16 protein-coding genes and 3 pseudogenes are annotated in these 22,646 nt (G+C 62.7%); 12 read left to right on the top strand and 7 right to left on the bottom strand.

Annotated elements, in window-relative coordinates:
* Nucleotides 1-39: 39 nt before the first annotated feature.
* Entirely contained in the window at nucleotides 40-747 is a 708-nt protein-coding gene (locus tag ACQ1RG_RS15160) for an aspartate/glutamate racemase family protein (protein WP_430600874.1), read from the bottom strand.
* Between the two features lie 156 nt (nucleotides 748-903).
* Here ACQ1RG_RS15160 and ACQ1RG_RS15155 point away from each other — a divergent pair, with 156 nt between their 5' ends.
* From ACQ1RG_RS15155 to ACQ1RG_RS15135, 5 genes and pseudogenes are all read left to right on the top strand, one after another.
* Nucleotides 904-1,863, top strand: a complete 960-nt coding sequence (locus tag ACQ1RG_RS15155; RefSeq protein WP_430600220.1) for a LysR family transcriptional regulator — start codon at nucleotides 904-906, stop codon at nucleotides 1,861-1,863.
* 212 nt (nucleotides 1,864-2,075) lie between these two features.
* Nucleotides 2,076-4,091, top strand: coding sequence for an ABC1 kinase family protein (locus ACQ1RG_RS15150; RefSeq protein WP_430600219.1), 2,016 nt, complete (start codon nucleotides 2,076-2,078; stop codon nucleotides 4,089-4,091).
* A 299-nt stretch (nucleotides 4,092-4,390) separates the two neighbouring features.
* Nucleotides 4,391-4,705 (top strand): annotated as a pseudogene (locus tag ACQ1RG_RS15145) (IS3 family transposase); the annotation flags it as partial.
* A gap of 33 nt (nucleotides 4,706-4,738) precedes the next feature.
* Nucleotides 4,739-5,090: pseudogene (locus ACQ1RG_RS15140) on the top strand (IS1634 family transposase); the annotation flags it as partial.
* Nucleotides 5,091-5,635: 545 nt separating this feature from the next.
* On the top strand, nucleotides 5,636-6,703 hold the full coding sequence (locus tag ACQ1RG_RS15135; RefSeq protein WP_430600218.1) for a DNA methyltransferase: 1,068 nt from the start codon (nucleotides 5,636-5,638) through the stop codon (nucleotides 6,701-6,703).
* 5 nt (nucleotides 6,704-6,708) lie between these two features.
* Here ACQ1RG_RS15135 and ACQ1RG_RS15130 read toward each other — a convergent pair whose 3' ends face one another.
* The 6 genes and pseudogenes from ACQ1RG_RS15130 to ACQ1RG_RS15105 form a co-directional block, all read right to left on the bottom strand.
* The gene (locus tag ACQ1RG_RS15130) at nucleotides 6,709-8,073 is read right to left on the bottom strand and encodes a 5-methylcytosine restriction system specificity protein McrC (protein ID WP_430600217.1); all 1,365 of its coding nucleotides are present in this window, start codon (nucleotides 8,071-8,073) and stop codon (nucleotides 6,709-6,711) included.
* Between the two features lie 15 nt (nucleotides 8,074-8,088).
* Nucleotides 8,089-9,009, bottom strand: coding sequence for an McrB family protein (locus tag ACQ1RG_RS15125; protein WP_430600216.1), 921 nt, complete (start codon nucleotides 9,007-9,009; stop codon nucleotides 8,089-8,091).
* Nucleotides 9,002-9,646, bottom strand: a complete 645-nt coding sequence (locus ACQ1RG_RS15120; RefSeq protein ID WP_430600215.1) for a hypothetical protein — start codon at nucleotides 9,644-9,646, stop codon at nucleotides 9,002-9,004. The genes ACQ1RG_RS15125 and ACQ1RG_RS15120 overlap by 8 nt, the downstream gene beginning before the upstream one ends.
* A gap of 215 nt (nucleotides 9,647-9,861) precedes the next feature.
* A pseudogene (locus ACQ1RG_RS15115) lies at nucleotides 9,862-11,060 on the bottom strand (IS3 family transposase).
* Nucleotides 11,061-11,341: 281 nt separating this feature from the next.
* Entirely contained in the window at nucleotides 11,342-13,399 is a 2,058-nt protein-coding gene (locus ACQ1RG_RS15110; RefSeq protein WP_430600214.1) for a hypothetical protein, read from the bottom strand.
* Between the two features lie 470 nt (nucleotides 13,400-13,869).
* Nucleotides 13,870-14,844 (bottom strand): quinone oxidoreductase family protein, encoded by a 975-nt coding sequence (locus ACQ1RG_RS15105; RefSeq protein WP_430600873.1) that lies wholly within the window; start codon nucleotides 14,842-14,844, stop codon nucleotides 13,870-13,872.
* Nucleotides 14,845-14,888: 44 nt separating this feature from the next.
* On the opposite strand from ACQ1RG_RS15105, the gene argC reads away from it, so the two are divergent.
* The 7 genes from argC to argH all read left to right on the top strand — a co-directional run bounded on the left by argC (nucleotide 14,889) and on the right by argH (nucleotide 22,575).
* Complete coding sequence (gene argC, locus ACQ1RG_RS15100) at nucleotides 14,889-15,998, top strand: N-acetyl-gamma-glutamyl-phosphate reductase (RefSeq protein ID WP_430600213.1); 1,110 nt, start codon at nucleotides 14,889-14,891, stop codon at nucleotides 15,996-15,998.
* Nucleotides 15,995-17,170 (top strand): bifunctional glutamate N-acetyltransferase/amino-acid acetyltransferase ArgJ, encoded by a 1,176-nt coding sequence (gene argJ, locus ACQ1RG_RS15095; protein WP_430600212.1) that lies wholly within the window; start codon nucleotides 15,995-15,997, stop codon nucleotides 17,168-17,170. Before argC ends, argJ begins: the two co-directional genes overlap by 4 nt.
* A complete protein-coding gene (argB, locus tag ACQ1RG_RS15090; RefSeq protein ID WP_430600211.1) occupies nucleotides 17,167-18,243 on the top strand; it encodes an acetylglutamate kinase in 1,077 nt (358 codons plus the stop codon). Before argJ ends, argB begins: the two co-directional genes overlap by 4 nt.
* On the top strand, nucleotides 18,236-19,450 hold the full coding sequence (locus ACQ1RG_RS15085) for an acetylornithine transaminase (RefSeq protein ID WP_430600210.1): 1,215 nt from the start codon (nucleotides 18,236-18,238) through the stop codon (nucleotides 19,448-19,450). Before argB ends, ACQ1RG_RS15085 begins: the two co-directional genes overlap by 8 nt.
* A gap of 11 nt (nucleotides 19,451-19,461) precedes the next feature.
* Nucleotides 19,462-20,385, top strand: a complete 924-nt coding sequence (argF, locus tag ACQ1RG_RS15080) for an ornithine carbamoyltransferase (RefSeq protein ID WP_430600208.1) — start codon at nucleotides 19,462-19,464, stop codon at nucleotides 20,383-20,385.
* Nucleotides 20,382-20,915, top strand: a complete 534-nt coding sequence (locus ACQ1RG_RS15075) for an arginine repressor (RefSeq protein ID WP_430600207.1) — start codon at nucleotides 20,382-20,384, stop codon at nucleotides 20,913-20,915. Before argF ends, ACQ1RG_RS15075 begins: the two co-directional genes overlap by 4 nt.
* Nucleotides 20,916-21,153: 238 nt before the next feature.
* A complete protein-coding gene (gene argH / locus ACQ1RG_RS15070) occupies nucleotides 21,154-22,575 on the top strand; it encodes an argininosuccinate lyase (RefSeq protein WP_119297175.1) in 1,422 nt (473 codons plus the stop codon).
* The last annotated feature ends 71 nt before the right edge of the window (nucleotides 22,576-22,646 follow it).

Here is a 22,646-nt window from a genome sequence, read left to right as displayed (position 1 = left end):
GACCCATCATAGTTGTGCGCTTAGGCCGGTCAACGACGATCAGACGGCGGCCATCTCGTCCGCCATCATCCACTCGACGATCGCGGCCACGTGGGCGTCGACTGAGTCGATTGCAGGCAGGGGAGCGACTTCCGGCGGAACGAGCAGACCGATCTCCGTGCAGGAGAGCGCTACGGCATCGGCGCCGCGGTCAGCCAGCGACTGCATGATCTCGATGTAGCGGCCGCGCGAGGGATCGGTCAACTTGCCCTGGGTGAGCTCATCCCAGATGATCTGATCGACCTCAAGGCACGTCACCTCGTCCGGAATCAGCGTCGTGATTCCCTGCGCCTCAAGGCGCTCGGTGTAGAAACCGTCGAGCATCGTCCACTTCGTTCCGAGGACAGCAAGCGTCGAGTACCCGCGCTCCTTCGCCATCGCTGCGATTGAGTCGACGATGTGAATGAGCGGCACGTCGACCGTCGCCTCAACGGTCGGTGCGGTCCTGTGCATGAGGTTCGTCGCGATCGCGACCGCCTCGGCGCCGCCATCGGCCAGACGCTGCCCGGTCGCCGCCAACGCAGCCGACGCACCCTCCCAGTCCTCGGCGATCTGGAAGTCGCGAATTCCCGAGAAGTCACAGGAGTCGAGGAGGATCTGCGCGGAGTGGTGACCGCCGAGGCGCTCGGCGACTGCCGCATTGATCTTCGTGTAGTACTCGATGCTCGAGTGCCAGCTCATCCCGCCCAGCAGTCCGATTCTCCGCACCGTCAATCTCCTCATCGTCCAAACCACCTGCCGCAGATCCGCGAACGGACAGGAACCCTGACCCGCAGACCCGCAACTCTTATGCCCTTCCAGTCTGAATCACCAAAGACCCGAGCAGTAGACCCACTTCCGACTGCCCTGGCATAAGATTGACTTATGTCACAGCAATTCGACCAGGCACTCGCCACCGGTGATCCGAAACGGCTTCTCCTTTTCGGCGCCATTGCCGACGCCGGCAGCCTCGGCGCTGCAGCCCGTGAGATCGGCTGGTCCCAGCCCGCCCTCTCCCAACACATGACCGCCCTCGAGAAGGTCCTCGGCGTCACCCTCTTCGAGCGCACTCCACGCGGTATCGTCCTCACCACCGCCGGCCAACTCGCCCTCATCCGCGCCACCGAGGTGGCCGCCTCGGTGACCGGACTCCGCCGCGACCTGTCCACGGCTTTCGGCCTCGGCGGGCGCAACGTCCGCCTCGCCGGCTTCCCGAGCTTCGTCATCGGACCACTGGCCGCCGCCCTCGGGACCTTGGAGACGAGCGCCGCCGACCAGCCCGACGCCGTTACCCGCCACTCGTACGAAGTCGTCGAAGCCGAACCGCCCGAAGCGCTCGTTCTCCTCGACAGCGGCGCGATCGACGTCGCTTTCGTCTTCCACCACGAAGACGAAGACCCACCGCAGCTGGAGGGCGCAACGACGATCGACCTCGGCGAGGATCGACTCGACCTCCTCGTCCCCGAACGCTGGAACCGGGCGGGACAGATCCACGCGCTCGCCGACGTCGCCGAACTGCCGTGGATCATGGGCTGCGACCGCTGCCGATCGACCGCCGAGCGCCTCTGCCGGCGCGCAGGGTTCGAACCGCGCACCCGGCACATCACCGACAATCCCGGCGCGATCCAAGCCTTGGTGTCGAACAGCCTCGGCGTGGCCCTGCTCCCGCAGAGCGCCCGACGCACGACCGCGGTCGACGGGATCGCCGCGATCTCGATCGCCGAAGTCGGCACGAGGCGCATCAGCGCCCTCGTCCCAGCCGAACTCGACACAGCACCGGAGATCACCGACCTCCTCGGCGCCCTTCGCACTCTGAGCGCAGGGGCGAGGACGACGGGGCTCTGACCAACCGCAGGACCTGATCCAGCCGAACCCAACCCATCCCACCCCACCAAGACCTATCCCACCAAGGCCCGCCCCACCCAGCGCACCCTCTGACCAGAGAGATCTCAGACTTCATCCACTAGGCTGGACACGAGCCCTGGACGCGCACCCCGGACACACTCCAACCACGCACCAGCGACTCGGCACTGTCCCCGGAACGACAAGGAGCCTAGATGACGATCCTCTACTCCATCGGATTGGGTCTCATCAACGCCCTCATCGTCGGCTTCCTCGTCCGGCGGATGATGATCGTCGGCACCGGCGCCGCCCGCAACATCGTCGTCTCCCTCATCATGGGCCTCTCGATCTGGCCCATCACCCTCCAGGCGTACAAGCTCCTCGGCATCTCCGAGGACAACACGTACCCAAGCCTCGACATGAGCTTCCCCGCGATCATGGTCTTCCTGCTCCTCTTCGCGTGGGCCATCGTCCTCCAGATGTTCGTCCTCCTCGCCATCGAACTCGTCATGCCCACCGGCACGCTGTCCTCCGTGCTGCGCTCGGCCCCGAAGATCCCCACCTGGTATCGCCGAGTCAACCGCCTCGCCCAAGTCCAGAAGATCCTCATCCAGTTCGGACTCGCCCGCTACCTCAAACCCCGCATCCCGACCCTGCGCGTGTCCCTCCGCGAGATCGCGGCGACGACCCGTGATGCGCTGGCGGCGGCCGGAGTGACGTTCGTCAAGCTCGGGCAGTTCATCGCCACCCGCGGCGACATGATCCCGCACGAGTTCGTCGAGGAGTTCTCCAAACTCCAGGCCGGCGTTCCGCCGGTTCCCTTTGCCGAGGTGAAAGGCCAGTTGGAGGCCCTGTGGGGCCGTCCCGTCGCCGAGGTGTTCGCCGAGTTCGACGAAGTCCCCTTCGCGGCCGCGTCGGTGGCGCAGGTCCACCGTGCGGTGACGTGGGAAGGTCAGGTCGTCGCGGTCAAGGTGCAGCGGCCGAAGATCCGTCGGCAGGTCAAGGCCGATGCCGACATCGTCCTCACCCTGGCCGAGCGGCTCGAACGGTCGACGGATTGGGCGAAGAAGGTCGGGGTCGTCAAGCTCGCGCACAGCTTCGTCGATTCGCTCATGGGGGAGCTCGACTACCGGGGCGAGCTCGCCCACATCGAAGCCCTGCGGGAGGCCGACGAGGCGGGACGGTCGAAGTCGCTGCGTCCCTCGGTTGTGCAGATCCCCAATGTCTATCCCGAGCTGTCGGGGGAGTACGTCATCGTCATGGACCTCGTCGAGGGGGTGCCGCTGTCGCATGCCTCGGAGATCGTTGCGGATCTCTCGAGCATCGCCCGAGGTGAGATCGCGCAGGATCTCTTCCTCATGGTGGTTCGCCAGGTGCTCGGCAAGGGGATCTTCCACGCGGACCTTCACCCGGGCAATATAGTCGTCTCGTCCACGGGGCGAGCGGGACTCGTTGACTTCGGTGCGGTCGGGTTCATCGACAAGCGAGATCGGCGGGCGATCGCGCTGCTGCTCATGGCCTTCGATTCGCAGAACTCGCAGGCGGCGACCGCGGCGATCCTCGAGCTGTTGGGCACGCCGAGCGATGTCGATCTGCGGGAGCTGCAGCGGGAGATCGGGCAGATCATGCTCAAATACGGGGATGGTCGGCCGGGGTCGACGTCAGCGGCGCTGTTCGAGGAGCTCATCGATTTCGTTGTTGATTTCGGGTTCCCGATGCCGACGTCGGTGGCGACAGCGTTCCGGGCGATCAGCACGCTTGAGGGATCGATCATGAAGCTCGATCCGAGCCTCAACCTGCTCACGTTGGTGACCCGGAACGGGAAGGATCTGCTGCGCCAGGTCGGGGGACTGGGTGTTGATCGGAGTGAGTTGACGCTCTACTTCGCGGCGACGGTGCCGCAGATGGCCGAGCTGCCGGCCCAGGTCGCGCGGATCGCCGGGCATCTGCAGGACGGGACCTTGGATGTCGGGACGAGCGGGTTGAACATCGACATGATCAAGAACCTCCTGAAGTCGACGGTCGAGCAGTTCATCCAGGTGATCGTCTCGACAGCGTTGATCCTCGGGGGCGTGATCCTCATGGCCGCGGACTTCGGCCCGCAGTTGGCACCGGAGCTCAAGCTCTTCACGTACTTCGGGGCGTGGGTTCTGCTGGCGGGCAGTGTGCTGGCGGCGCTGGTGCTGGCCCCAGCGCTGCGGCAGCGGATGGCGTGGGACTCGTTGGGGTAGGGGCAGCTCAGAGCAGTAGTCCGTATTCGCCGAATCAGTCGGTCCTCGTAGCGTACGGTTACTCTGCGGCCATGATTGGCAGATGGCAACGCCAATGGCGGCATATGTACTTCTCGGTAGCGGGTGCCTCAGACTTGGCCGGCAAGGATCTACTTCCTACAGTCTGACGGCGCAGGAAGGATTCGGTGGTCGCGGTGAAAAAGATCATAGCCCCTGCTCTGGTGATCGCCTCGTCCTTTCTGAGTCCCTTCTGAGTTCTTTCGCTTTTGCTAAGACGCTCGACGGCCGTGGCCGGTTGCCTCGTACACTCGGATCGCGGGTCGCAGTTTCGTTTCCGGAAGCTCCATTATGCTCTACGGCGCTGTGAGCTCGTCGGGTCAATGGGACGGGTCGGTGCCGCTGGTGACAACTCTGCGATGGAATAGTTCTTCGCCGTGCTGCAGAAGAACGTACTCGACAGGTGTCTTTGGGACACCAGTGCGGGGCTACGGACAGCGATTGTGCACTGGGTTTAGCGGGCCTACCACTGGAAGCGTCGGCCGTGGCGTTTGGATACGCTGATCCCGGTTGACTACGAACTAGTTCACCACGAGGCCGTCGTCCTGGCGGCATAAACCCCGGAGTCGACTCAAGCTTCATCAGTCCCGTGGGTGACGAATATTGAGCACTCGATCATGGATGACCGGGAGGCAATCGGGTCGTACCACGACTTGTGGCATGTTGAGCAGTCTTTCAGGATGTCGAAGACCGACCTAAGGGCCAGGCCGATGTTAGCTCGGACCTACGATGCGATCGAGGCGCATCTGACGATTGTGTTCGCAGCGCTTGCTGTTTCTCGTACCATTCAGGACCGGTCGGGCATGTCGATCCGACGGTTCTTGCGAATGTTGCGACCGTTACGGTCGGCAGTTGTCGAGATCAACGGGACGATCACGACCCTGCCACCCGTTCTGGGTGAAGTTAAGTCGAAGCCTCCTGGACGCGTTGAAACTGCAGTGATCAAGCACTAACGCATTTGACCCAACCCAGGAGGGACGGGGATCGTTCGCCGTCGGGCACTATCAACGCCGGGGGCCTCGCCGCCACCGAAGGCAAGGCTCTCTGGCGCCGACTCGTTCGTCCGGCACGAGTAAACTGTTGTACAGCACCCAGATCTCGAACCGCGAAGCCTCCGTCGCCCACTCTGCGGTAGGTCGAGAAGACCGGGAGATAGCCGACACTACGACACTCGCATATATTAGAAACGAAATCGCTAGTGTATGCTAGAATCTTCGAATGTGCTCTGGGTGGAGTGCAGTCAGAGGATCGCAGATGTTTACAAGCTAGCAACTAACACGAAAGCTCATTGGTTCGCGGAATCCGGGCGCAGATTTTGGTGACCACCAGCAACAAGCGCTCGCCGACGACCTCAGCTCGATTCACACCTCGGCAACGAGACGAACACCTGTCGCAGCTAAGCAAGAGAGGACATTGTGGCTCAAACCAAGAAGCATCCAAGTCGAGGCGTGGACTCGAACCTTGGCGAAGGTCGAGCAACACTTGGCATGACAAGCATCAGCCAGCTTGATGATTGGGTGCCGGATCTTTGTGATGCGCAGCTGACGTTCAATCCTGGCGATGCTCGTCAGACTGGTTTGCCTGAGAGTTCGGTTGACCTCGTCGTTACCTCGCCCCCATATTGGAACAAACGAGATTACGGGCACAGCGACCAGATCGGTCTTGAGCCAACTGCGGACGGTTACGTCACATCAATAATGGACTGCCTCGCCGAATGGAAACGTGTCCTTCGGCCCCACGGCTCAGTGTTCCTTAACGTCGGCGACACCTACTTCAACAAGTCCTTACTCGGTATTCCTGGCCAGATCGAGTGGCAGGCCGCGAAGAGTGGCTGGTTGATCCGCAACCGAATCATCTGGGCCAAGGAATCGGGTATGCCCGATCCAGTCAAGAACCGCCTAGCCAGTCGGCACGAATACGTAATCCACCTAACCTACAAGCCAACCTACTATTATGACCTAGTAGGTTACTCGGAGAAGTTCGGCAACGGAGCCAATCCGGGCGACGTGTGGACGATCAACCCGGAACGGAATATGGGACGGCACCTGGCTCCCTTCCCCCGCGAACTTGTGCGCCGCGCCATTATCCTTGCAGCTCCGCCGCAGGTCTGCGCAACATGCAAGGTCGCACGGCGTCGGGTCATCGAGCGAACTACTGAGCTCGACCCGAATCGTCCACAGGCCAAAAGGGCGATGGCGCTCGCCGAAGAGAAAGGTCTGACGGCTGAACACATCAGGGCTATTCAGGCGTTCGGAGTCTCAGACGTAGGTAAGGCGACAAAGTTTCAGAATGGCACTGGTCGCAACAGTGTCGAGGTGCAACGCCTAGCTGCTGAGGCCAAACTCGCGCTGGGTGGCTACTTCCGCGAATTCACATTCGCACGTAAGCGCACGATCGGCTGGACAGATTGCGGCCACGGCACGCCAGCCCGCGGCGTGGTCCTTGACCCGTTTTCAGGTACCGGTACAACGTTGACGACTGCAGTTGACGAAGGTAGGGACGGCATTGGCGTCGACCTGGTTAACTGGATGAGTCAGCCTAACGTGAACGGTTAAAGCGGTCAGATTTCAGCCAACCGTGCGAGAGTAACTGACATATCATTGAGCGCCTCGTCGAGAAGTTCGTCGCTAGACATGTCGAGACGGTAGTCGTATACGTCAATCGAACGGACCCGCCCGACGTAGGTGAGGCCCTTAGTTCCGGAGTTCCAGGGGTGGATCAGCAACGCGAAGTCGAGGCCAAAGCGGACAGCGTAAGTAACAGCCTGTTCCACGTGTCCACGGTCCGGAAGGGTGGAGTCTGAAGTTGAGGTGTTCTTGATCTCAGCGATAAGCGGAACCTCGCCGCCGACGGAGCGCAAAACGACATCAGGCTGGGCCGCGCCAGAGTTGCGACTTGCCATCGCCGCCATCCCGTATCCTAGTGGTGAAGGAGGTTGATCGGGTATGTCGTATAAATCAATTTTCCCCTCGGTGTTACCGTCAAGCACTTCGACTGGCCAACGATGCGCGCGAGCATAGTTCGCAAGGCTGATCCGGACGAAGTTCTCGAACAGTTTGTTGGTATCGACTAGAAGCGACCCCATTTGCACGTCGTTGCCGCCTAGATCAAGAGCTATGCCGATCCCGCGTACAATTAATTTCGAAAGGTCTAGGACTGGGCGGTAATACACCCGAGAGTCGGGTAGCGGAACATAGCCCGCTACCAGGGGGTCATCGAGATAACGATTGTCGGCATCGAGCGCTACGCCTTCGAACGCAGCGAAGTGGCCGGCCAACCGCCTCAAACGAGCTTTGTCGCCCTTTCGTGGTTGCGCCTTGATCCTTGTCAGGTGGTCATAGATAACTTCCATGGCTGCCTTGATGCACCGGTTGGCCGGAATGTCGACGGTCCGCTCAAACCAAGAGAATGCCGCCTTATTGGGAACATCCTTTGCCAAAAAGTGCTGGATCGTCCGAGAAGTAGATAACTGGCCGTGCGGAAAGTGCCCTTCGCCCTCACGGCGCTCGTACGCGCGCATAAGGCCTGCGTCAATGAGTTCGTCTAGGAAGTCGAGAAGCGAATCGGTGTAGTGCCCCATGGCCCAGTCGTCGGCCTTGCCACGCCCGTCGTATTCGCGTAGCGCAGATAGGGCCATGACGCCGTGGCCTGTTTCACTCACCATCCGGGTCAGGCTCTTCATCGGAACCCGAGGACGGACCCGAAGGACTAGACGATCGTTGATTGGAATAACGCCGACAAACGAAGTTGCCTGAAGCTTCAAAACGCCGTTGCTGAAATTGACACGCAGAACGTCCTTGCCATCGATCTCCGGATTGAAAATCGCGCGGTTATCCTCACCGAGCCAAAATGCAGAATCTACGTCAATTTGTGCGTACTCGACGCAGTCCACGACATGGACATCTTCGTTAGTCGTCTCGAACATGTTTAGTGGGCCGGCTCAGCTTGGGTCGGGCGGCTCGATGATGTATTGCCAACCAGTTTCAATGGCTGATCGTGTGTTCTCGTCTCGCCGGAAAGCACGACTGACCAGGTATTTGAGCTGGTAGTTCCAAATGTCGGAAAGCGTCTTCTCATCGATAGCGGTCGAGAAGTACGCGTGGCCTACTGCTGCGGCTGGGTTGCTCTGCGCATGGCCGTTAATGCGATCGAACCAGCTGATAACCCGTCGCTGCAATTCCTCGTCCATTTCGTTCGACTCAAGAATGGCCTTCAGCAGGTCGCGATCTGGATCCATTGAGATCTTCGCGAATCGACGCTCGAACGCGGCATCGACCTCATCCACGCCCCGGTCGAACGGGTTCATTGTTGCCAGAAGCACGAGGTTTTCCGGGACTTTGATTTCCTCGCCGCTGGCAATCGTGAACGGGAGCTCGCGTTTGGTGGTCTCGACATAGGTGAGCGCCTCACCAAATACCCGCCCAACATCGGCCCGAGACAGCTCATCGATAACGAGCACATAGGTGTAGCTAGGATCTCGGATAGCAGACTTGGCCAGTTGAAGGAACGGTCCCTCCTTGACCTCGAAGCCACTCGTCGTCGGAGTGAAGCCCAGCATGAAGTCCTCGTACTGATAACTCGCATGAAACTGTACGAACCTCACACGGTTCTTATCGCCTGCGATCCTCTCCGCAGCCGCACTTGCGTAGTACGATTTCGAGGTTCCCGGTGATCCCGACAAAATCACGCCGCCGTAGACCCCTGCGAGTCGGGCAATCTCCTGCACCATAGGGTCGTCCGCTGGAATCAAAGGAGCATCCGGCGCGCTCGAGGCGTGGCTAGACTTTGCCTGATCCTTCACACCGATGCCAAGGTCATCGGCCTCGAGCATGCGCACATTCTGTACGATCTGCTCAAACATTCGTGGGCTCCTCTTCTGATTTTTCGAGAGGGACATAAGGGTCGAACCAATCGAACTTGACATCGGGGATGTCGATGGTAAAAAGTTGATCGAACTCTGCATCTGTAACGCTCGGGTAGTCGAAGCGGGAGCAGAAACCAGCGATCAGGTCCTCTGCGGACGGTGTACCCGACAAGACGAAGCCGTCGTTGCGCAAAAAATACGCCCCCAATGCGACCGCGGACACGCGTCGACCCTTGAGCATGTCGGTAAGCGCCCTCTCGACGTGGCTTTCCGGCCACGCATACCCGCGCGATTCCGCCTGCAACCAAGGCATTTGTCGACCGAGCGACCCCGGCGACCAGCTCCCGGGAATATTCGCGCCGCGCCAGAACGTGGGCAACGGCTCTCCTGTGCGCTTGCCGCGACCAATCAGCGGGAAGTAGTAAGGCTTGTTCCTGTGGCCTGGCATACGGATCAGCGAGAGGAGCTCCTCAGCTGACGCAGAGGCCTTTGAGAGCTTTCCCGAACGTTCCTGAGTACGTAAGTAAAGGTACATCGGGAATGTGGGATGCAGTTCTTGAGCGCCTAAAGTGGTGATGCTCCATCGGACCGCAGCTGTGCTCAACACGTGAGTCGGCACTGTTTCGTCAGGCATGCTTGAAGTCTAATGTACTAGCCGCGGATCCTCTCACAGGTTTACCACGACCGTGCAAGGCCGTGCCTGTTTGCCCCGTTACATTCATTGTCAAGCAGCTGCCGGGGTCTTCGCCTCGTAGAAGACCCCGTGCTTGACCCTTGTGAACAACATGTTGAGGCGGCGCCGAGCCAGTCACATTACGGTACTGCTGAAGGTTGAGTTGTCACCGGGGTTTATGCCGCCAGAACGACGGCGTTGTGATGAACCAGTTCGTATTCAACCGGGATCAGTTCACCCAAACGCCGCTGCCGACGCTTCCAGTGATGGGCCCGTTCAACCCAGCGCACAATCGCCGTCGTCAACTGCGCCCGCGACGCCCAACGACATCGGTCGAGGACGTTCTTCTGTAACACGGCGAAAAACGGTTCCATCGCCGCATTGTCCCCAGCCTCGCCGACCCGCCCCATCGACCCGACCAGTCCGAGAGGCTGGAACTTCCGCGACCTAAACTGCGAGCCCCTATCGCTGTGGACCACGCAGCCGGCTACGGCTCGGGGCACGCCATGACGGACCACAGCATCCTCGATCACCGCCACCGCCAGGCATGTCTTCATCCGCGAAGCGATGGCACAACCGACGATCTTGTTGCTGTAGACGTCCTTGACCGCGCACATGTACAGCTTCCCCTCACCGGTGTGATGCTCGGTGGGGGTACCTCCCGCTTGCGGGGGAATATCGGTCAACCACAGCTCGTTGATTGCACTCGCGGTGAAATCGCGTTTGACGAGGTCATCACAGACCGGCGGCCCAGGCTTCTTGCCATGCTTCCGGGCTCGTTTGATCGTGTGATAGAACAACTGCTCCTGAAAACACGACCGCCACACACGACGCTCAGAGGCCCCGTGCCCGGCGGCATAGAGTTCATCAGCGATGAACCGGTGCCCGATACTGAAGGATCGTCCGTATGGACGTCGTAGGCGGCATTGATCAGGTGTGCGTCCTCCCAATCCCGAGCTGAGACCGGGTGAGCGCACCACTGGTAGAACCCCTGCTTCGAAAAGCCGAGCACCCGGCAGGTAACTCCTACCGGCGCCCCGGTGGCAGCAAGGTCACGGTACCGGCGGGTACATCATTGTGGGTGATGACCACCGACCTTCAAGTTCGCCTGTGAGAGGTAGGCTGCGGCCTCGCGGAGGATCTTGTTCTGCCGCTCAAGCTCCCGGATGCGTTTCAGCGCTGCCGCCTGGGCCCGTGACTCCGCAGGATGGTGCGAGGGCTCGAGGCCGTGCTCGCGCGGGCGCGCGTCGTGCACCCAGGCTTGGAGGGCTGATTTCGAGATCCCGAGATCCGCACAGACCTTCTTCGGGGTCATTCCGTCGTTGATGAGCTCGAGTGCTGACTGCTTGAACTCATCTGTGTAGATCTTTGGCATGACCTCTCAACTCCCTAGAACATATCCAGTGGTGATGTCAGCCAAACCCTTAGCAGTCCCAAGTGAGCCGAGCCGGCCTACACGTCGCAAGCAGGACAGCCACCAGAAGGGTGACGTCAGAAGAGCCGTGAGTCAGACGCGCCCACCAGGACCTCGTGCGCCAGCTGTGAAGGGGCCGTCACATTCTTCAAAGAGTCAGACCTTCTGGTCCACGAGATCCATAGTCAAGAGGCACTAAACTCGCGTTAGTGCAGGCCGTCAAATGTCCGTACGAGTTTCGTCTATTCTAGGACTTGCATAATCTTCTCTACAATCGGCCCCCAGTAACTCCATTCCTCTGCGATTGTCCTCTGTCCGGGAATGGATTTTCCGCTAAAACGATGTTGATCAGCCTCCTCAGTAAGGAAAATCAGATCACCTTGAAAGCGGACAGCACCGAATGATTCCAGAACATCCAATACACCGCGAAGTTGTTGCGCCTTCAAAGGCTGTCGACCTTGCAACTTCATGAAGAAAGTTGCACGACCGTCGCTATGACCGTGGCTACGCGCTAGATTCTGAAGCTTATTGAGGAAGCGCACAGCTCTGGACTTCAGGTCTATTTCGTCATCCGACTCAAGAATCGTTCGGTAGTCGAACCACGGATAAGCAATTTGAGCGTCTTCCGGCACTGCCAGTTCAAAAGTTCCAGTGGCCGGAGCAGACGCAATCGACGGAGGCAACCGCAATTGCTTCCCTGTTACCTCGATTCTTACATCCAATCCATCCAATCCAGCATTTGAAGACATTCTTGCAAACTGCACCTCGGTGCCTGAAATATCGATTGCTTTGCAGTGTAAGAATAGATCAGGTCCCATGACTTTTCCCTTGTCAAGCGCGGGGACGACTATCCCGCCTTCTGTAAAGACTGTCAAAGACTCGAGCGGCCCGACTAGAGAAAGGGAATTTGGGTCGTCCGGAATGAGAGTAAACGAGAGGCCCAATAGCCCATTTAGGCGGGTAATCTCCATGCTTCCGCGAAAAAATTCTTGATCAATTTTCTCCGCGGATATTGTCGCGGTACTTCCTTGCGATTCTCCGGCGAGAATTGAAGCGTGGAGCGCGGCAAATTGCCATTCATCCAGAATTGTTTCCTCGCTGAAATGAGCAGTGGCGGTAAAGTCAAAGAGGAGGCCTGAGTGAGTGCCCACTTCATACAGGCTTGTTCGCGGCAATTCTTCTGTCATTCGTTCCGCGGCAGAAAATGCCTCGAACACGGTGCTAGCCCATTGTTGTTCAGTGCGGAAGGGGTGATCATCGAGAAATCGCTGTAGGCCAATCTGATATTCATGTCGTTTTGCAGGATCCGAAATGTATGATAAATCAGGTGCGCTGCTTCCTTCGATATCGTGCCATAACCATTGGATTTGCTCTTCTTGCTTGTAGACCGTCGAAGGGTCCAATCCGAGGTCTCGCGCTAATGGTGCTAATTTTCCTTGTTCCCTGATCAGGAGGTCAGCTAGGATACGGCGCAGTACCTCGAGATGTCGTGTGCCCGATGTTTCTGATTTGATATCTTGGGCAAGTTTGAAGTGGTTCTGGTCGTACGCAAGCACAGTAGCGACTGCGTCGAGGACTGGAGGATATCCGACGAAGGTCTCGGCTGAGTCTTCATCCAATGCGCCCACCAGGGCGGTGAGTAGGGCTTCTCTCGCCTCCTTGTAGTTCTCATCGCTCGTATCTAAGGTTGCGTTGCGTTTGTATGCTTGACTGCGACCATCGATATAGTTTCGTTGTTCTTCAATCGGAAAGTGTGACACCTCGAGCCAAGCTATCGATCGATCGGCGTCTGCGAGTTTTAGCCAGACATCCTCTAAAGTACGATCTCGTCCAAAAAGTACGGTTTGCAGGCCGTGGCTGGCGGCTTCGGCGATTGAGTCAAGAAACTCTTCCCATGACTGTGGTGAGACTCTTGAACGAGCTTCATCAAGGGAATCGATTAATAGTGCGGGCCTTTCCGGGAGCTGAGCGATGAATTTCAACCCGTTGATAGTCGCAAGGTAGGTATTAAGATTCAATGGGAGCGCTGCTCGACCTACGGCATCATCCAATTCGAGGCGCCAAAGCGGTGCGCCCGATCGTGCCGCGAGCTCCAGAGCCGTTCTGCTCTTGCCAGCAGCGCCTCTGGCAGACACGAGGATCACTTCTGACGAAAGATCACCCAATTCTTCCTTGACCGCCAGCACCGGATCGACGAAGAAGTCGGCGCTGTTGGGTATGCCAAAGCTCTTACTTCCGTTGCCTGGTAGGCCAGATTTGTTCAGCAATAGTGCGAGTTCCTTGAACGGAATGAGTTTCATCTTCCAGCGTCTCCTTTGACGGTTGAGAACGACTCACACTTGAATGATAAGCGAGCTTTCGCTGGGGCCGCGTAGAACTTGTGGCCGCGTGTTCGAGCGTTCCGAGTCCTTGCGAACACTTGGATGCGCCAGATGCAGATATAGGTTTTAGGCGTCCAGTTTGTTCTAATAGTTAACGGGAATCGACAAATTTAGTTCGAGCTGATTTTCTGGAATGGATCAAATCGATTGGGTGGATGGAGGCGATTGTGGCGTTCAAGGTACGGTTACAGCGCTAAAGGTCGCGCCGATCGGGCGCGATGTGGCGGGGTGCAAGTGCGCGGTTGCCGGAACGAGACTCATTCCGCGAGGGGAGCGCCATTTTTTGAAGGTGTCGGTGTGACTCCCGAGTTCTCGATTTATGGTCGTGGTTTGTTGGTGCTGAATGGTAGACCGTCGTTGAGGTGAAGGTGAGCTATCACTTCTGGTGATTAATTCACCAGCACAACCTTCCCCGTCGTCTTCCGCCCCTCGAGCGCCCGGTGCGCCTCGGCAGCCTCTGCCAGCGGGAAGGTCTCCCCAATCCGGAAGTCGAGCCAGCCCTTCTCGACGCCGCTCGAGACCATCGCCCAGCGCTTCGCCAACGCCTCCGGAGTCGCGACCATCCACACCAGCGACGGCCGCGAAAGGAAGATCCCGCCCGAAGAGTTCAGCCGCTGAATGTCGAACGGCGGGACCTGACCCGACGCCCCACCGAAGAGCACCATCGATCCCAACGGCTTGATTGATGCCAACGAGGCATCGAACGTGTCCTTGCCGACCCCGTCATAAGCGACCTCGACACCCTCGCCGTCCGTCAGCTCCCGCACCGTCGCGGCCACGTCGACGCCCGGACCGTAGAGGAACACCTCATCGGCGCCCGCCTGCCGAGCAAGCTCCGCCTTCTCCTCGGTGCTCACTGTCGAGATGACATTTCCGCCCAAGTGCTTGATGATCTGCGTGAGCACAAGCCCGACACCACCGGCCCCAGCGTGGACAAGCGCCGTATCACCCGGCTTGATCGCATGCGAGGTCGTCGCCAGATATTGCGCAGTGAGCCCCTGCAACGGCATTGCTGCAGCCACCTCGGCGCTCACACCCTCCGGCACCGCAAGCAGATTGTCCGTCGCCACGACGACCTGCGTCGCATACGACCCCGGACCCTCATGCCACGCCACCCGATCACCGACCCGGTAGCTCTCGACACCCTCACCCACCTCGGCGATCCGACCCGTGCCCTCGACGCCCACGACATGCGGATAATCCATCGGATAGACCCCCGAACGCCGATATGTATCGATGAAGTTCACGCCCGCCGCCTCGACGTCGACGAGCACCTCACCTGGCCCAGGCGCCGGCGTCTCGACTTCCGAGAACTCCAGCACCTCTGGTCCGCCGGCCTGCATTGCTCGAACCGCCTGGGTCATCACGCCTCCTGCATATAATTTAATGATGCTGTATGGTTATTCATATGAACGATCTGACGGTCGCCGTCTCCGGCGCCACCGGCTATGCCGGGGGAGAGGTCCTCCGACTGCTGAGCACTCACCCCCACCTCAACGTCACCACCGTGTGCGGTCACTCCAGCGTGGGCGAGAAGCTCGGCAGGCATCAGCCCCACCTTCCCCGGTACGCGGACTTCGTCATCGCCGATTCCACCGCCGAGGTGCTCGCCGGCCACGATGTCGTCATCCTCGCCCTGCCCCACGGCAAGTCCGGGGCGATCGCCCGGGAACTGGCCGAGACCAGCCCCGATACCCTGATCGTAGACCTTGCCGCGGACCACCGCCTGATCAGTCCCGCAGCGTGGGAGACCTTCTACGGCTCACCCCACCAGGGCACATGGACCTACGGACTGCCCGAACTACTCCTCGCCGACGGCACGAAACAACGCAGCCGACTGAGCGACACCACCCGCATCGCCGTACCCGGGTGCAACGTCACCGCCGTGACGTTGGGCCTCGCACCGCTGCTCGCCGCGGGCCTCATCGCACCGAAGGGACTCAACGCGGTCCTCGCCAACGGCGTCTCCGGAGCCGGCAAGGCGCTCAAACCCCACCTCATCGCCGCCGAGATCCTCGGTGACGCATCCCCCTACGGCACCGGCGGCTCCCACCGCCACGTCCCCGAGATCGAACAGAACCTCAACGGCGTCCTGGGTGCCGACCCCGCCGACGGTCCCGTCCGCATCTCCTTCACCCCGACCCTCGTCCCCATGTCACGCGGCATCCTCGCCACTCTCACCGCCGACCCGGGGGAGAACGCCCCGCGTACCGCCGACGGCAGCATCGACGCCGACGCACTCACAAACGCCCTGACCGCGGCGCTCACCGAGGCCTACGCCGACGAACCCTTCGTCCGTGTCCTGCCCGAGGGCCAATGGCCGCGCACCTCGGCGACCACCGGATCGAACGTCGCCCAGATCCAGGCGACCTATGACGCCCGGGCCGAGAAGATCCTCGTCGTCGTGGCGCTCGACAACCTCGTCCGCGGCACCGCCGGCCAAGCCCTCCAATCCATTCATCTCGCCCTCGGTCTCGACGAGACCGCCGCCCTCCCGCTCGAAGGAGTCGCCCCATGAGCGTGACCGCACCCCTCGGTTTCACCGCCGCCGGCCTCACCGCCGGCCTCAAACCCAGCGGCAAGAAAGACCTCGCCCTTGTCGTCAACCAGGGACCGAGCACCGCCGTCGCCGCCGTCTACACGTCGAACCGGTGCCAAGCCAACCCCGTCATCTGGTCGAAGCAGGTCTCCGCCACCGGCCACGCGCGCGCCGTCGTCCTCAACTCCGGAGGCGCGAACTGCTACACCGGCGACTTCGGATTCGCGACCACCCAACTCACCGCCGAAGACACCGCGACCCTCCTCACCGACTCCGGCATCCCCACCCAGGCTGACGAGGTCCTCATCTGCTCGACCGGCCTCATCGGCGTCGGCGGTGAGGAGTTCCGCGCCGGGATCCTCGACCACCTGCCCGAGCTCGTCGCCGCAGCCGACGACTCCGTCACCGGGGGAGCGAACGCCGCCGAGGCGATCATGACCACCGACACCGTCGCGAAGACCGCGACAGCTGAGGGCAGCGGATACACGATCGGCGGCATGGCCAAAGGCGCGGGCATGCTCGCTCCAGGGCTCGCGACGATGCTCGTCGTCATCACCACCGACGCCCCTCTCGACCCGCCCGTCCTCGACGCAGCGCTGCGCGCAGCCACGGCGACCACCTTCGATCGCCTCGACACCGACGGGTGCATGTCGACGAACGACACCGTCATCTTCATGAGCTCGGGAGCCGCAGACACGACGGTCGACGAGGGCGAATTCGGGGACCTCCTCGGCGAGGTCTGCCACGACCTCATGCGCCAACTCCACGTCGACGCCGAAGGCGCCCACCACGACATCGCCATCACCACCCGCGGTGCTGCCTCGGAGGACGAGGCGCTCACCGTCTCCCGGTCCGTGGGCCGGTCGAACCTCTTCAAGGCCGCGATCTTCGGGGAGGACCCCAACTGGGGTCGCGTCGTCGCCCAGGTGGGGACCACCTCGGCGGAGTTCGACCCGACGACCATCGACGTCACCATCAACGGCGTCGAAGTGTGCCGGGCCTCCGGTCCGTACGCGGACCCCGCCGAGGTGGTCTTCGGACGCGAGGTCGACGTCGTCATCGACCTCCACGCCGGGGACGCGACCGCGACCGTCTGGACCTCGGACCTCACCCACGATTACGTCGAAGAGAACAGCGCCTACTCCACATGAGCACTCAGCCCGACTTCTCCACGAAATCCACCGCCGCCCGCCTCGCCGCCGCCCAGGTCAAGGCCGAAGCGCTGACCGAGGCGCTGCCGTGGATCAAGACCTTCGCCGGGGCCACGATCGTCATCAAGTACGGCGGCAATGCGATGATCTCCCCGGAGCTCCAGCAGTCCTTCGCCGACGACATCGCCTTCCTCCGCTTCGCCGGCATCCGCCCCGTCGTCGTCCACGGCGGGGGACCGCAGATCTCGGCGATGCTCGCCAAGCTCGGCATCGAATCCGAGTTCAAGGCCGGCCAGCGGGTGACGAGCGAGGAAGCCGCCGAGGTCATCCGCATGGTGCTTGCCGGCCAGGTCAACCGCGACATCGTCTCCCGCATCAACATGAACGGCAACGCCGCGATCGGGCTCTCCGGTGAGGACGCCGATCTCCTGCTCGCCCACAAGACCGTCGCCGAGGTGGACGGACAGACCGTCGACCTCGGCCGGGTGGGCGAGATCGCCGAGGTCAACACCACCGTCCTCACCGAACTCCTCGATGCCGGCCGGGTGCCCGTGATCTGCTCGATCGCCGCGGAGATCGGCGGGCAGGCCGGCAAACCGCTCAACATCAACGCCGACCTCGCCGCCTCCGCCGTCGCGAAGGCACTCAAGGCACAGAAGCTCATCATGCTCACCGACGTCCCCGGCCTCTACGCGAACTGGCCCGACACGTCCTCCCTCATCTCCCGCATCGGCCCCGACCGACTGCGCGCCCTGCTGCCGACCCTCGACGCGGGGATGATCCCGAAGATGACCGCTGCCCTCGAAGCGATCGAACACGGAGTGCAGCAGGCCCACATCATCGACGGCCGGATGGCGCACTCGCTGCTCCTCGAGGTGTTCACGTCCGAGGGCATCGGCACGATGGTCGAGGACACCGTCGTCGAACCCGCCCCGCTCGGCGACGGGCACCGCGGGCATTCGGACGAGAACGAGACCGAGGACGCTGGCCGGGGTGCCGGGATCACAGCTGCCGGCGCTGCCGGGAGCGCTGCCGGCAGCGCTGACGAATTCGCGGAGGCGAACAATGAGTGAGGCGACGACCGGCACCGCCACCTGGCGCGATGATTTCTCCCGCGTCCTCTCACCCGTCTTCGGGTCACCCCAGCTCGACATCGTTCGCGGTCGCGGCTCCTACGTGTGGGATGCCGACGGGAAGCAGTACCTCGACCTGCTCGCCGGGATCGCGGTCAACGCGCTTGGCCACTGCCACCCCGCATGGGTGAGGGCCGTGTCCGAGCAGGCCGCGACGCTGGGCCACATCTCGAACTTCTTCACCTCGCCCCCGCAGATCGCGCTGGCTGAGAAGATCCACGAGATCCTCGACCTGCCCGAAGGCTCCGCGGTGTTCCTCTCGAACTCCGGTGCCGAGGCGAACGAAGCCGCCCTGAAGATGGCCCGCCGCGCCGGCGGTGGGGGCCGCCCGATCATCATCGCCGTCGACGGGGCCTTCCACGGTCGCACGATGGGCGCCCTGTCGCTCACCGCGAAAGCCGCCTACCGTGAGCCCTTCGCCCCAGGCGTGCCCGGAGTCGTCCACGTCCCCTACGGCGACGTTGACGCACTCGCCGCCGCGATCAACGACACGACTGCGGCCGTGTTCATCGAACCCATCCAAGGTGAGGTCGGTGTCCGCACCCACCCCGCCGGATACCTGCGCGCGGCCCGGGAGCTCACCTCTGCTGCCGGGGCCCTGCTCATCCTCGATGAAGTGCAGTCAGGCATCGGACGCACCGGGAACTGGTTCGCCCACCAGGATCCTGCGATCGGCGAAGGTGTCGTCCCCGACATCATCACCTCGGCGAAGGGCCTCGGCGGCGGTATGCCCATCGGGGCGACGATCACCGTCGGCACCGAAAACACCGGCCTGCTCTCTGCCGGCCAGCACGGCACGACCTTCGGCGGCAACCCCATCGCGTGCGCCGCCGCGCTCGCCGTTCTCACCACGATCGAAACCGAGGGACTGCTCGATCATGCGGGCCGCCTCGGCGAGCAGCTGAAGTCCGAACTGGCGAGCGTTTCCGGTGTCGCCGGCGTTACCGGGCAGGGACTCCTCCTCGGGGTCGAACTCGCCGGGAACAGCCCCGATGCCAAGGCCATCGCCGCCCGCGCGCTCGAGGCGGGGTTCATCGTCAACCCAGTCACCCCCGAACGCCTGCGCCTCGCCCCGCCGCTGACCATCACGCACGAGGAGATCGCCCCGTTCCTCACCGCCCTGCCCGACCTCCTCACACACGACTGACTAGGACCACGATGACCCGCCATTTCCTCAAGGACACCGACCTCAGCCCCACCGAACTCACCGAGGTCCTCGACCTCGCCGCCGAGCTCAAGGCCGCGCCTTATTCGCGGACCCCGCTCGCGGGGCCGCAGACGGCCGCGATCATCTTCGACAAGACCTCGACCCGCACCCGGGTCTCCTTCGCCGCCGGCATCGCGGCCCTCGGCGGTCAGCCGCTCATCATCAACCCCGGTGAGGCGCAGCTCGGGCACAAGGAGTCCATCGCCGACACCGCGCAGGTCATGGCGCGGATGGTCTCGGCGATCATCTGGCGCACCTACGCCCAGGCGGGGCTTGAGGAGATGGCCGCGCACTCGACCGTGCCGGTCATCAATGCGCTCTCCGACGACTTCCACCCGTGCCAGATCCTGGCCGACCTGCTCACGATCCGCGAACACCGCGGGGCACTGGCGGGGCTGACGATGAGCTACTTCGGCGACGGGGCGAACAACATGGCGAACTCGTACGCGCTCGGCGGAGTCAACGCCGGCATGCACGTGCGCATCGCCGCCCCCGCCGACTACCAGCCCGATGAGACCATCGTCGCCGAGGCGAACGCCCTGGCCGCGACCACCGGCGGATCGCTCACGGTCACCGACGACCCGGTCGCCGCGGCGCACGGTGCCGACGTCCTCGTCACCGACACATGGGTGTCGATGGGCCAGGACGCGGCCGGCCGCGACGATGACGCGTCCCCGTTCGTCAAGTACCAGGTGACGCAGGAGCTCATGAACTCAGGCAACGACGCGATGTTCCTTCACTGCCTGCCGGCCTACCGGGGCAAAGAGGTCACGGCCGAGGTCATCGACGGCCCCGCCTCGGCGGTCTTCGACGAAGCCGAGAACCGCCTTCACGCGCAGAAGGCCCTGCTCACGTTCCTCCTGGAATCGCGATGAGCGAGAACACCGTTCCTCAGGCCGGCGCTGCGCCGCTGACGAAGACGGCCCGGCAGCAGAAGATCATCGATCTCATCACTCGCCGGTCCGTGCACTCGCAGATCGAGCTCGCCGATGAGCTCGCGACGCTCGGAATCTCCGTGACCCAGGCGACGTTGTCGCGCGACCTCGCCGAGGTGGGGGCCGTGAAGATCCGGTCCACGTCGGGATCCGTGTACGCCGTACCCGGTGAGGGCGGTGACCGCAGCCTGCAGCAATCGACGGGGGACAGTCTCGACGCGAAGCTGCCGCGGCTGCTCGAGGAGCTGCTCGTCTCGGCGGCCGCGCAGGACAGCATGGTCGTGCTCCGGACCCCGCCCGGGGCTGCGCAGTACCTCGCCTCGGCGATCGACCGGTCGTCGATGACGGGGATCTTCGGCACGATCGCCGGCGACGACACCGTCCTCGTCATCGCCGATGCCGCGGTCGGCGGGCAGGCGCTCGCGGAGACCTTCCTCGAGTTGGCCGCCGGCGGGGCCGCAGACGGGTGAGGGTTGCGGTGGGGCGCGGGATCGGTCGGCACGCGGGCCTCGATCAACTCGAAGTTTGGCTCGATCCACGCCGCGCCGGAAATCCGCGCCGCCCGCGACGCGGAATTCGGGCCTCGCGTGGAACGAGCGGACGAACGCGCCCAGCACTGCCTCGGCGGCGGTGAGACAATGACTGACGATGACCGGTCCTGGATGGGACGGGGACGAACGGCCGTGACACGGCACGAAAGGACGACGAGTGAGTGAACGACTGAGCCTGTGGGGCGGACGCTTCTCCGACGGACCGGCCGATGCGCTGGCAGCACTGAGCAAGTCGACGGACTTCGACTGGCGGCTCGCCCAGTACGACATCGCAGGGTCGAAGGCGCATGCTGCCGTCCTTCACCGGGCGGGTCTGCTCACCGATGATGAGCTCGCGGGGATGCTCTCGGCGCTCGACGAGCTCGCGCGCCGTGTCGAGTCGGGGGAGTACGTCGCCGCCGAGTCCGACGAGGACGTCCACTCCTCGCTCGAGCGTGGGCTCATCGAGATCGCGGGGCCGGAGCTCGGCGGAAAGCTGCGGGCGGGCCGGTCGCGCAATGACCAGATCGCGACGATGGGGCGGATGTACCTGCGCGATCACGCTCGCGAGATCGCCGGCCTCGTCCTCGATGCCGTCGACGTCCTCATCGCCCAGGCCGAGGAGCACCCCGAGGCGCCGATGCCCGGGCGCACCCACCTCCAGCACGCACAGCCCGTGCTGCTCGCCCACCACCTGCTCGCGCACGCGTGGCCGCTGCTGCGCGATGTCGAGCGGCTCGTCGACTTCGACGACCGTGCCGGGGTCTCGGCGTACGGTTCAGGGGCGCTCGCCGGGTCGTCGCTCGGACTCGATCCGCAGGCCGTGGCGGCCGATCTCGGGTTCGCCGATTCGGTCGAGAACTCGATCGACGGCACCGCCTCGCGTGACGTGTTCGCCGAGTACCTCTTCATCACCGCGATGATCGGCATCGACCTCTCGCGGCTGAGCGAGGAGGTCATCGCATGGGCGACGAAGGAGTTCTCGTTCGTCACGCTCCACGACGCGTACTCGACGGGGTCGTCGATCATGCCGCAGAAGAAGAACCCCGACGTCGCCGAGCTCACCCGCGGCAAGGCCGGCCGCCTCATCGGCGACCTCACCGGACTGCTCGCCACGCTCAAGGCGCTGCCGCTGGCCTACAACCGCGATCTGCAGGAGGACAAAGAGCCGGTCTTCGACGCGACCGACACGCTCGAGCTCCTGCTGCCGGCGTTCACCGGGATGATCGCGACCCTGAAGTTCGACACCGAGCGGATGGCCCACCTCGCCCCGCGCGGCTTCGCGCTCGCCACCGACATCGCCGAATGGCTCGTCCGCCGGGGCGTGCCGTTCCGCGTCGCGCACGAGCTCTCGGGTGCGTGCGTTCAGCTCGCCGAGTCCCGCGACGTCGAACTGTGGGACCTCACCGACGAGGATTACGCCGGGATCTCCGAGCACCTCACCCCCGAGGTGCGGGAAGTGCTCACGACGCTCGGCTCGATCGACTCGCGTGACGCGAAGGGCGGGACAGCGCGGTCAGCCGTGGCCGTCCAGCTCGAGAGCGCCCGCGCCAAGGTGGCCAGGCTGCGGACCTTCGCGGAGTCGCCCCGGAGCGTGTGACGGGAACGTCCGACCACCTCGGCGGGGAAGGACTCACCCCGGACCGCAACGGTCACGGTCTCACGTACGCC

This window comes from Brevibacterium sp. K72, assembly GCF_050562175.1.
Lineage (GTDB): Bacteria > Actinomycetota > Actinomycetes > Actinomycetales > Brevibacteriaceae > Brevibacterium > Brevibacterium casei.
This window is presented reverse-complemented; position numbering and strand designations above follow the sequence as displayed.

Excerpts from the sequence above, each read along its gene's own strand:
- ACQ1RG_RS15155 (WP_430600220.1), top strand. The coding sequence starts at position 904 with ATGTCACAGCAATTCGACCAGGCACTCGCCACCGGTGATCCGAAACGG.
- ACQ1RG_RS15130 (WP_430600217.1), bottom strand. The coding sequence starts at position 8,073 with ATGTTCGAGACGACTAACGAAGATGTCCATGTCGTGGACTGCGTCGAG.
- ACQ1RG_RS15085 (WP_430600210.1), top strand. The coding sequence starts at position 18,236 with ATGAGTGAGGCGACGACCGGCACCGCCACCTGGCGCGATGATTTCTCC.
- ACQ1RG_RS15135 (WP_430600218.1), top strand. The coding sequence starts at position 5,636 with ATGACAAGCATCAGCCAGCTTGATGATTGGGTGCCGGATCTTTGTGAT.
- ACQ1RG_RS15150 (WP_430600219.1), top strand. The coding sequence starts at position 2,076 with ATGACGATCCTCTACTCCATCGGATTGGGTCTCATCAACGCCCTCATC.
- argB (WP_430600211.1), top strand. The coding sequence starts at position 17,167 with ATGAGCACTCAGCCCGACTTCTCCACGAAATCCACCGCCGCCCGCCTC.
- ACQ1RG_RS15120 (WP_430600215.1), bottom strand. The coding sequence starts at position 9,646 with ATGCCTGACGAAACAGTGCCGACTCACGTGTTGAGCACAGCTGCGGTC.
- ACQ1RG_RS15125 (WP_430600216.1), bottom strand. The coding sequence starts at position 9,009 with ATGTTTGAGCAGATCGTACAGAATGTGCGCATGCTCGAGGCCGATGAC.
- ACQ1RG_RS15075 (WP_430600207.1), top strand. The coding sequence starts at position 20,382 with ATGAGCGAGAACACCGTTCCTCAGGCCGGCGCTGCGCCGCTGACGAAG.
- argC (WP_430600213.1), top strand. The coding sequence starts at position 14,889 with ATGAACGATCTGACGGTCGCCGTCTCCGGCGCCACCGGCTATGCCGGG.
- ACQ1RG_RS15105 (WP_430600873.1), bottom strand. The coding sequence starts at position 14,844 with ATGACCCAGGCGGTTCGAGCAATGCAGGCCGGCGGACCAGAGGTGCTG.
- argF (WP_430600208.1), top strand. The coding sequence starts at position 19,462 with ATGACCCGCCATTTCCTCAAGGACACCGACCTCAGCCCCACCGAACTC.
- ACQ1RG_RS15110 (WP_430600214.1), bottom strand. The coding sequence starts at position 13,399 with ATGAAACTCATTCCGTTCAAGGAACTCGCACTATTGCTGAACAAATCT.
- argJ (WP_430600212.1), top strand. The coding sequence starts at position 15,995 with ATGAGCGTGACCGCACCCCTCGGTTTCACCGCCGCCGGCCTCACCGCC.